General features: G+C 66.0%; 3 protein-coding genes. 2 read left to right on the forward strand and 1 reads right to left on the reverse strand.

Annotation, left to right across the window (positions count from 1 at the left end):
* The first annotated feature begins 159 nt into the window (after window positions 1–159).
* Both C4S70_RS17830 and C4S70_RS17835 read left to right on the forward strand, forming a co-directional pair.
* Window positions 160–837, forward strand: coding sequence for a DUF4386 domain-containing protein (locus tag C4S70_RS17830; protein ID WP_104009443.1), 678 nt, complete (start codon window positions 160–162; stop codon window positions 835–837).
* 46 nt (window positions 838–883) lie between these two features.
* Window positions 884–1348, forward strand: a complete 465-nt coding sequence (locus C4S70_RS17835) for a VOC family protein (protein WP_104009444.1) — start codon at window positions 884–886, stop codon at window positions 1346–1348.
* 114 nt (window positions 1349–1462) lie between these two features.
* Here C4S70_RS17835 and C4S70_RS17840 read toward each other — a convergent pair.
* On the reverse strand, window positions 1463–1815 hold a 353-nt coding region (locus C4S70_RS17840), incomplete at its 5' end, for a DUF6441 family protein (RefSeq protein WP_235003889.1).

Raw genomic sequence — 1815 nt, forward strand, 5'->3', positions numbered from 1 at the left:
GACCCTGTCGCCCGTGCAGGGGATCGGCGCCGCCATCGTCCTCGGGTCCGTCTGGGCAGGACAGCGGACGAACCGCCCGCCGAAGCAGGGCGCCGCGACAGGCCTGGAAAAGGCCCGGCCGCAGGCCACCTGATCGCCATTGAAGAAAGGACTCCTGTCATGACTGCCCTGACACTCACCCAAGGCCTCACCCGCAAGGCGCGGTTCGCCGGGCTGCTCTACCTCGTCATCATCGTGACCGGTCTGGGGGCGGAGCTGGCCCTCCGGGCGCCGTTGATCGACCTTGGCGATGCCGATGCCACCGCCGCCGCGATCCTCGCCGCGCCCAGCCAGTTCCGCTTCGCCATCGCCGCCGACATCGTGATGGCGCTCAGCGATGCAGGCCTCGCCATCCTGCTCTACCTGATCTTCCGGGCCATGGCGCCAGGCCTCGCACTTTCGGCGATGATCTTCCGCCTGATCCAGACCGTGCTGATCGGCGCAAGCCTCATGGCGCTCTTGACCGCATGGCTGGTTCTGAACCGCGCCGAGGCGCTGGCCGACGCCTCGACGCTCGCGCTGGTCTTTCTCGACCTGCATACGCATGGCTACGATCTCGGGCTCGTGTTCTTCGGCGTGAACAGCCTGATCATGGGGCTGCTCGTCTGGCGCTCAGGCCTTTTCGCCAAGGCGTTTGGCGCCGGACTCGCACTTGCCGGGCTGGTGTATCTCATTGGAAGCAGCCTGCGCTTCTTCGCCCCGGACCTCTCTTCGGCGTTCATGCCAGCCTACGGGCTGACGATCCTTGCCGAGATGGCGTTCTGCCTGCGCCTGCTTTCGCAGAAAGCTCCGCGTTGACGCGTTTCATCCCCAAGTCCACTTGCTGCCCAAAAGGAAAAACTCCATGTCCGAACGAGGTTTCACCGTCCGAGCCATTGGCGAAATTGCCATTCGCTGCATCGATCACGGTGCCATGGTCGCGTTCTACCGCGACGTGATCGGCCTGAAGCCGATGCGAGACCCACAGGACGCGCCCATCGTGTTCTTCCGCATCGCCGACGGTTTCGAAGGCCACACTGCCGTGTTGGCGCTCTTCCGCCACGACATCGAAGGCGCAGGACGGACCCGGGCCGGCGACCGGCCGCCCGCAACGGGGCCGGGATCCTCGCTGCACCACATCGCGCTCAGCCTGCCCTGGGAAGAACAGGACGCGGTCATCGCTTGGTATGAGAGTTTGGGGCTGGAATACCATGTCGAGACATTCGACTGGGTCGGGTGGCGTGGGGTCTTCACCTTCGATCCCGACGGCAACACCGTCGAGTTGGTCGCCAAGGATCCTCGCTGGGTCGCTCCAATCGGGGCCGCATGACGCCTTTCAGTTCTGCAAGCCTTAACAAGCGAAGTATCTCCGCCATTTCCGTTACGCGGCATGTTCCATCGCTCTTCGAATGCGGGCGGGAAGAGGCGTGTGCCCAGATGGTCGCTACGATTTCGGCAATGCTCTGCCCTCCACCCAATTCGCGACGATCAACCCCGGCACGCTGTCGAGCGCTCGCTCGGCGTCGCGGTCGAGGTCCAGCCGCTTCGGCAGCTTGACCTGCGGGACCAGCAGGAAGATCGGCACGGTGGCGCGGCCCCGGCCGGTCTTGGAGCGGGAGGCCACGCCAAGGCCCTTGGTGTTGAGCCGCCCGTCGGCGACCAGCAGGCTGGGGCCACGCCGGCGATAGATGAAGCGCAGGCGCAGGCCACGGCGACGCTCCCATTCGCCGGGGGTCATCTTCGCGCCGCGCCGCCCCTTGCCGGCGGCGGGCAGCGGGATCGCCAGCCAGAACCCGT

This window comes from Jhaorihella thermophila (genome assembly GCF_900108275.1).
GTDB classification, from domain to species: Bacteria; Pseudomonadota; Alphaproteobacteria; order Rhodobacterales; family Rhodobacteraceae; genus Jhaorihella; species Jhaorihella thermophila.

Excerpts from the sequence above, each read along its gene's own strand:
- C4S70_RS17830 (WP_104009443.1), top strand. The coding sequence starts at position 160 with ATGACTGCCCTGACACTCACCCAAGGCCTCACCCGCAAGGCGCGGTTC.
- C4S70_RS17835 (WP_104009444.1), top strand. The coding sequence starts at position 884 with ATGTCCGAACGAGGTTTCACCGTCCGAGCCATTGGCGAAATTGCCATT.